General features: G+C 31.0%; 10 protein-coding genes. All 10 read left to right on the top strand.

Annotation, left to right across the window (positions count from 1 at the left end; all coding sequences use genetic code 11):
- Window positions 1–290 (top strand): integrase core domain-containing protein (locus tag H527_RS0118150; protein ID WP_027413986.1); only part of this gene is annotated, 290 nt, incomplete at its 5' end.
- Window positions 291–373: 83 nt separating this feature from the next.
- Complete coding sequence (locus H527_RS0118155) at window positions 374–655, top strand: hypothetical protein (protein ID WP_027413987.1); 282 nt, start codon at window positions 374–376, stop codon at window positions 653–655.
- Between the two features lie 365 nt (window positions 656–1,020).
- Window positions 1,021–1,968 carry an alpha/beta hydrolase family protein gene (locus tag H527_RS0118160; RefSeq protein WP_155837949.1) on the top strand — a complete coding sequence of 316 codons (948 nt, stop codon included), beginning with the start codon at window positions 1,021–1,023 and terminating at the stop codon, window positions 1,966–1,968.
- A 389-nt stretch (window positions 1,969–2,357) separates the two neighbouring features.
- Window positions 2,358–3,014 (top strand): DUF1801 domain-containing protein, encoded by a 657-nt coding sequence (locus H527_RS22610; protein ID WP_081414644.1) that lies wholly within the window; start codon window positions 2,358–2,360, stop codon window positions 3,012–3,014.
- Between the two features lie 377 nt (window positions 3,015–3,391).
- Window positions 3,392–4,408 carry an alpha/beta fold hydrolase gene (locus H527_RS0118170; protein ID WP_027413989.1) on the top strand — a complete coding sequence of 339 codons (1,017 nt, stop codon included), beginning with the start codon at window positions 3,392–3,394 and terminating at the stop codon, window positions 4,406–4,408.
- 241 nt (window positions 4,409–4,649) lie between these two features.
- Window positions 4,650–5,465 carry an AraC family transcriptional regulator gene (locus H527_RS0118175; protein ID WP_027413990.1) on the top strand — a complete coding sequence of 272 codons (816 nt, stop codon included), beginning with the start codon at window positions 4,650–4,652 and terminating at the stop codon, window positions 5,463–5,465.
- 75 nt (window positions 5,466–5,540) lie between these two features.
- A complete protein-coding gene (locus tag H527_RS0118180) occupies window positions 5,541–6,026 on the top strand; it encodes a VOC family protein (protein WP_027413991.1) in 486 nt (161 codons plus the stop codon).
- A gap of 186 nt (window positions 6,027–6,212) precedes the next feature.
- Window positions 6,213–6,776 (top strand): Crp/Fnr family transcriptional regulator, encoded by a 564-nt coding sequence (locus tag H527_RS0118185; protein ID WP_027413992.1) that lies wholly within the window; start codon window positions 6,213–6,215, stop codon window positions 6,774–6,776.
- Window positions 6,777–6,942: 166 nt separating this feature from the next.
- Complete coding sequence (locus tag H527_RS0118190) at window positions 6,943–7,332, top strand: RidA family protein (RefSeq protein ID WP_027413993.1); 390 nt, start codon at window positions 6,943–6,945, stop codon at window positions 7,330–7,332.
- A 133-nt stretch (window positions 7,333–7,465) separates the two neighbouring features.
- On the top strand, window positions 7,466–7,688 hold a 223-nt coding region (locus H527_RS0118195), incomplete at its 3' end, for a transposase (protein ID WP_027413994.1).

Raw genomic sequence — 7,688 nt, forward strand, 5'->3', positions numbered from 1 at the left:
AATATGCTTCACGTAAAATGAAGCTGATTTTTAACAAAAATAGTACCATCAAACAAAGTATGAGTAGAAAAGGAAATTGTTGGGATAATGCAGTAGCAGAATCGTTGTTTAAAACCATCAAATACGAATGTACTAATAGATATAAATTCAAAAACTATCTTCAGGCATACTCTAAGATAGAAAACTATATCCAGTGGTACAATACAAAAAGATTACATTCTTCTTTAGGATATAAAACTCCTCTAGAAGTAGAAATACAATATTGGAAAAATAATAAAAAAGTGGCTTGAGAAAATAGTCCCAAATTTAGTAGGTAGTCCACCCTATTAGTTCTAATAATATTTATACGGGAATAGGAACAGATTTTATCCTGATGTTTATTGAAAATCTTGATCCATATACTGAAAACACATGTGGTACTAACAATCAACTTAATCTAGACAAAAATATTATTCACTATTCCAAAAAAAATAGAGATTCTTTAGACCTTCTTACCAATCTAAAAACAGAATTAGGTAAAGAACCCTGTTTTACAGAACATAAAATAACTTGGTTTCCCCCGTATTTAAAAAAGATAAAAAAGATAGACTACAAAAAATTTAACCTGCCCCTAAAAGAAAAATACCTAAAAACAATGGCAGATAAGGATAAATAATGAACCTAAAACCTATTGTATATATTGTAGCATTCCTGTTTTTATCCTCCTGTAGCAGGAGTATTTATTATTTTCTTTTACCTCTTGCTACACAAAACCTCCCAACTTTGAACGATTTATGTTATGCTTTTCTTGTTAAAATCTGGTTTATACTATAAACACAGGATATTTTATATCCTTAAAAATAGGTTTCGTACAAATTCTACCAAAGCCAGACAAAATTGTCTGACTGTTTTGCTGGTTATTAGTACTTTTATGTTCTAAATGTAGAATTAGTAAAGTAGCTATATACGCAGATATTAAGAAACATAGTCACCTTAGTAATTATATAATATACAGCAGGTTATACCCCAAAAATTACGTTAATGAATAAATCGATAAAAACTAAAAATGTGAAATTAATAAATTATCTTTTATTGTTCTTCATAATTACAATTTTGATTAGTTGTAATAAATCAGACAAACAAGAAGTTCGATTATCTACTCAAGAAAGAGTTCAATCGATAGACTCTATAAAAACAGAAAATGTAACTTTTGAGAATGAAGGAGTTAAATTGTCAGGCACAATTTATAGCCCTAAAAATCCTCATTCAGCTTTTGTTATTGTTCACGGTTCTGACCAAGTACCTCGAATGACAAAATTTGCTAAACGGTTAGCTCAAAATAATATTATGGTATTAACTTACGATAAACGTGGAGTTGGAGAATCTGGTGGATTTTATGCCGGACCTGAAGTAGGTACAAATAACATAAGTATTGAAAACCTTAATTTATTAGCAAAAGATGCAAGTTCTGCCGTTAACTTTTTGCATAAAAAACAGGAAGATTTACCTATTGGACTTATAGGTGCGAGTCAAGCAGGGTGGATAATTCCAATTGTTGCAAAAAAAAACCAATTAGTAGAACTTATGGTTTTATTCAGTTGTCCTACGATAACCACCCTTGAACAATTAAGATTTCAGTTTTATACAGATAATAGGGAAGATTTTTGGGAAAACCATACAGAAGAAGACGCACGTGAACATATCAAAAACGATCCTGACAAATATCAATTTAAAGCTACTGACCCAAAAGATGCTCTGAAAACTCTTTCAATTCCTGGTCTTTGGCTTTTTGGAGAAAAAGATATTCAAATTCCTGTAAAAATGTGTATCGAACATCTTAATACCCTAAAACTAGAAGAAAAACCTTTCGAATATGTTTTATTTCCTTCATTAGGACACAATACTAATAAAAAAGAACCAATAGATATTTCAATTAATTGGATAAAGCAAAAATCTTTGAATATCAAAAATAATAAGAAATTAAAATAATAAAAGCACTACCTACAATAACATATGGCGTGCGGATAGGCCAGCGCTATATGCCTTGTTGAGGGATCCGGATTTGCAAATAAGGGGGGAATCAAGAAGTTGGTATAAAAGGAAAAGGAAGAAAAGCGCATCGGGTGCTTCGCAAGCATCCCTATGAACTTTAGTTACATGTATAAACTATTGGACATAAAGAAGTATGCTTGCTTGAAAACACTTTCTAAAGCGGAATGAAGAACTCTATCGGTAAGTCGTATGAGCGAAAAGTTCACATACGGTTTGATGAAGGGGGCACTGATAGTTCGAAAATATTAATATCTTTAGCAGATATAATAGACTAGAACTATCAGACTCTACTCTACTGCATCATTTGAATAAACCTAGTAAATACAATGAACCAAGAAGTAAATAATTATCTGAATAGACTTGAAAAATGGCAAGCGGAATTAACCGAACTTCGGAAAATTATTTTGGATTGCGGACTTAAAGAGAATTATAAATGGATGCACCCAAGTTATTCTGATAACGAAAAAAATATTGTTCTAATTCACGAGTTTAAAGACTATTGTGCAATTTTGTTTCATAAAGGAGTATTACTAAAAGATCCTGAAAACATTTTGGTTCAGCAAACCGAAAACACTCAATCAGCTCGACAAATTAGATTCACAGATTTACTGGTAATTCAGGAACTTGAGCCAACAATTAAAAAGTACGTAAAAGAGGCAATCAGAATTGAAAAATTAGGACTGAAATTAAAAAAGAAAAAGACTTCCGATTTTGAAATACCAGAAGAATTGGAACAAAAATTTGAGGAAAATCCAAATTTTAAGAAAGCATTTAAGAATTTGACTGCTGGACGACAAAGAGGTTATCTTTTACATTTTGCAAAACCAAAACAATCGAAAACTAAACTATCTCGAATTGAAAAAAGTATGGAACGGATTTTTGATGGATATGGATTGACAGATTGCACTTGTGGACTATCACAACGAAAACCGAATTGTGATGGTTCGCACAAACAATTAGAAAAAACTGGTTACAATAATTAAGTATATGGTGTGCCGATAAGCCAGGGCTATATGCCTTGTTGAGGGATCCTGGATTTGCAAATAAGAGGGAAATTGAGAAGTTGGCAAGAACCGTAAAAAAAAAACTATATTTTTAGAACACCTTACCTCTTTTTCTTATCCCCGCTACGCAAAGTCTCCCGACTTTGATTGATTTATGTTATGCTTTTCTTTTTTAAATCTGGGCTATACTATAAGTACAGGATCTTTTTATATCCTTAAAAATAGGTTTCATACAAATTGTACCAAAGTCAGACAATTTTGTCTGACTTTTTTATTAGTTATCGTTACCTTTATATTCAGTGAATATGACCGATTGGGGCTATATAATTGTTGTGTAACACTAAAAAGAAATTACAGTGAAATTAATTCTAAAAACACTCAAATGGATAGGTAAATTTTTAGCTGGACTTATAATTCTACTATTAGTATCAGGAGTATTTTTCCGATTATTTAGTTCAAAACCAGTTCCACCAGGAAAATTAGTTGATATCAATGGAACCAAACTTCATATAAGAGCAGAAGGTCAAAAAAATGATTTACCAACCATTATTCTAGAAACAGGTGCAAACAGCCATACAGATATGTTGCATTGGATTGCGGAAGGATTGAAGAAAAATATGAGAGTTGTTCGTTATGATAGAGAAGGAAAATGGTTTAGCGAATCAAGTAAAGACAGTATTACACCAGAATTTTATGCTAATCAACTACATCAATTACTTGAAAAAAATGGTGAAAAACCTCCTTATATATTAGCAGGACATTCTATGGGTGGTCCCTACAATCGAATATTTAGAGACCTATATCCGAATGAAGTAAAAGGAATGGTTTTTCTAGATTCGAGTCATCCTGAACAATGGGAGCGATTAGCTCAAAAAGAGTTAATTCCAAAAAAACGAATTAACTTAATAAAATTTATTGCAGTTCTTTCAGATATCGGAATAAGAGGGCTCTATAATAAAATTACTAACCCAAAAACTAAAAATAATGGCTTACCTAAAGATTGCAATACCCGTAATCTCAATCTTGCTTGTTATTCAGGTAAAGTTTATCGTAGGTATCTAAAAGAAAATAGTATAAATGATGATATTCTTAAGCGGGCAGGTCAAGCAAGTAGTTTAGATTCATTACCTGTTTTGGTTTTTACTGCAACCGAACAGTACATGGAGTCCCAAAAGGAAAAATATAGAAATAAAGGTATCGACCCAGATGAGCAAATTGAATTATGGTTCAAAATGCAAAAAGAACTGAAAGAACTATCTACGAATGGGAAACAATTTATTATTGATGCAAATCATGGTTCTATAATTACAAAAAAAGAAAATGCCGAAATAATTAATAAAGAAATACTTTTAATAGCTGAATCAATTAAATAGAAAAACCTTGCTGCAAAGCCTCCCGATTTAGAGTGATTTATGTTATGCTTTTTTTAATCTAGCTTAAAATATAAAGTGTAGGATGTTTTATATCCTTAAAAAATATGTTTCGTACAAATTGTACCAAAGCAAGATAATTTTGTATGGCTTTTTTGTTGGTTATTAGTACCTTTATGTTCAATAAACATATCTGATTGGGGTGGTATTTTTGTTGTGTTTCATGTAAAAAAAAGAACTACGAATGAATTATCAAACATTTCAACCAAATTCTGATTTGGAATCTCTTGTTAGTTGTTATTGGACTTTAGAAGTTCCTTCTCAATCTGATGCACAAAAACAACGGATAATTCCAGACGGAACAATTGAAATGGCTTTTATACTTGGAGACGACATTAAAAGATACACCTCGGAAAATGAATTTATCATACAACCTCGTGCAATGGTTCTCGGACAGACAATTAAACCCTTTTATATTGAACCTACAGGCTACGTGAATACATTTGCAATTCGTTTTTACCCTTACAGTTTTGCTAATTTCATATCAATGTCAATTAATAACTTGGCGAATAAGGAAACACCAATAGAATTGTTGTTCGGAGAAAAAACAGCAAAAGAGTTGAAACAAAAAATAATTAAAGCAACAAATAGTAGTGAACGAATAGAAATAATTGAAAAATTTCTTTTAGATAAGTTAAATGAAAAAACTACAATCGACAATATCGTAAAAACTACAATTGATGCCCTTTTAGCAACAAACGGAAGTGCTTCGATAAGCACAATTCTTAAAGAAGACCTATCAAAACGAAGACAACTTGAACGAAATTTTAAAAAACAAATTGGCGTTAGTCCAAAACAGTTAGGTAAAGTAATACGATTACAAACTGCTCTAAAAATGTTACTTAACAAAAAGAAAGAAAACCTAACTGACATTGCATATCAAAGCAAATATTTTGACCAAGCACATTTCATAAAAGACTTTAAAGAATTTACTGGAATTAACCCTAAGGAATTTTTAGGAAATGAAAATATGAGACTTTCTACCCTTTTCTACAAATAGTCAGCGTGTCGCATTTTTACAATTTTGGTATTCGCACGTAATCTAAATTTGTCTTGTTAAATTAAGCAGAAGAATATGAAAAAATACATTCTTTATACAGCTATAATTCTTTCTTTAAGTATTACTGCCTGTAACAACCAAAACAAATCAAAAGAGACTATCACAGTTCAATCTAATCTAAAAACTAAACAAATGAAAAGTCATATTTCAATTTTTGAAATTCCAGCAACGGATATCTCACGAGCAGTAAATTTTTATCAAGCAATTTTAGGCATTAACATCGAGAAAATGGAAATGCTAGGAATGGAAATGGGAATATTTCCATACGAAGAACAAATGGTAACAGGAGTTATTATGAAAGGCGAAGGCTACAAACCTTCTGCTAATGGAGTAACTATATATCTAAATGGAGGAGATAATCTTGAAACCATTCTTAATAAGGTTGAAAAAAATGGCGGAAAAATACTAATGTCAAAAACAGCCCACGCAGATGAAAACGGATTTTTTGCTTTGTTTTTGGACACAGAAGGAAATAGACTTGGTCTTAATTCTCCAAATTAACCCCCTTGCTGCACAAAGTCTCTCGATTTGGATTGATTTATTTTAGGATTTTCACCTTTATATGTATTATCTAATCTTTTTTGCTGGTTATTATTACCTTTATATTCAGGAAATATAGGGTATACATCCTATATGCCAGTGTTGGGTATCATTAAACACAACATCCCCGAATAAGAGTATTATTTGATGAAAGAAAAATTAAAAGAACATATTGAAAAATTAATACCTATTACAGATGATGAGTTGTCATTTGTTTTATCACACTTTTCATTAGAGAACTATAAAAAAAATGATTTTCTTTTTCAAAAAGGAGAAAAAGTAAAGAATTGCTATTTTATTATATCTGGACTATTAAAATTAGTTTATGATGATCATGATGGGAAACAACATATTGTATCATTTGCTATGGAAGATTGGTGGGAAAGTGATTTTTCAGCTTATTTTTCAGAAACTGAAGCTAAAATGTCGTTACAATGCATTGAAGACACCAGAGTATTTTCAATAAGTTTTAAAAATTATGAAAAGGTATTAACTGAATCCCCTAAAATGCAGCAGTTCTTTCTCAAAAAATCTAATTTAGGTCATATTGCTTCACAAAATAGAGTTTTATCTTTTCTTACATCAAATGCTAAAGAAAGGTACGAACAACTATTTCAACAGTATCCAATATTATTTCAACGTGTTCCCAAGACACTTTTAGCTTCTTATCTAGGGGTTTCGCGCGAGACACTCAGTCGATTTTATTCTTAATATTTTTTTTTGTAATAGTGATCTTTGTCACACAGATATAATACTATTATTCAAATATTTGCAGTGGAAATATGCCCCACACAATAATGAACAATAAAGTAAAATTTTAGCGGTACTATTATTCAGCGCTATGACGACATTGGCACAAAGCAAAAAAGAAGAACAAATGGAAAAAAGAACAATCAACCCTTGGAAATGGCAGAACGAAAGAAATTATGTACAAGCTGTTGAAGTAACTAAAGCAGAAGGAACACTATATGTTTCTGGACAAACAGCTATTGATTCTGACGGAATATCAAGTAAAGAGGATATGAAAAGTCAATTAATTCAGTCTATCCAAAATCTAGAGAAAGTTATAAAGGAAGCAGGGTATGAAATTAAAAACATTGTACGGTTGAATATCTATACAACTTCATCAGAAGAATTTTTTACTTGTTTCGATGCTTTCCAAAATTGGATAACTGAGCATAACATACAACAAGCAAGTACTCTATTTGAAGTAAAAAGTCTTTTTGAAACATTAAAAATAGAATTAGAAGCTACGGTAGTAAAATAGAATTTAATCCACACGTCAAGAACCTTGTTTTTTTAACTTAAAATTGGCACTAAGCCACGAAGTGTGTAATTAAAAAATATCGAGGGTTGCAACCCTCGATATTTTTTTGTTTAATTTTAAATTTTACACACTCATGAAAAAAGAAGATTTATTATCCGACGATTTTTTAAAACAGTTTAAGACTGGAGATGAACTCAGCAGTTTTTTAAAACAAATTCAAAAGCGCGGTATTGAAAAGATGCTTGAAGGAGAATTAGATAGTCACCTTGGCTATGGCAAGCATGAAAAGTCAACTACGTCTAATTCTAGAAATGGCTATTCTCAAAAGAAAGTTCGCACTTCTTTGGGCGAATCAC

Source organism: Aquimarina muelleri DSM 19832 (assembly GCF_000430665.1).
Lineage (GTDB): Bacteria > Bacteroidota > Bacteroidia > Flavobacteriales > Flavobacteriaceae > Aquimarina > Aquimarina muelleri.

What these genes read in the sequence shown, in the direction of transcription:
- H527_RS0118175 (WP_027413990.1), top strand. Translation starts at nt 4,650, where the DNA reads ATGAATTATCAAACATTTCAACCAAATTCTGATTTGGAATCTCTTGTT.
- H527_RS0118190 (WP_027413993.1), top strand. Translation starts at nt 6,943, where the DNA reads ATGGAAAAAAGAACAATCAACCCTTGGAAATGGCAGAACGAAAGAAAT.
- H527_RS0118180 (WP_027413991.1), top strand. Translation starts at nt 5,541, where the DNA reads ATGAAAAAATACATTCTTTATACAGCTATAATTCTTTCTTTAAGTATT.
- H527_RS0118185 (WP_027413992.1), top strand. Translation starts at nt 6,213, where the DNA reads ATGAAAGAAAAATTAAAAGAACATATTGAAAAATTAATACCTATTACA.
- H527_RS22610 (WP_081414644.1), top strand. Translation starts at nt 2,358, where the DNA reads ATGAACCAAGAAGTAAATAATTATCTGAATAGACTTGAAAAATGGCAA.
- H527_RS0118160 (WP_155837949.1), top strand. Translation starts at nt 1,021, where the DNA reads ATGAATAAATCGATAAAAACTAAAAATGTGAAATTAATAAATTATCTT.
- H527_RS0118155 (WP_027413987.1), top strand. Translation starts at nt 374, where the DNA reads ATGTTTATTGAAAATCTTGATCCATATACTGAAAACACATGTGGTACT.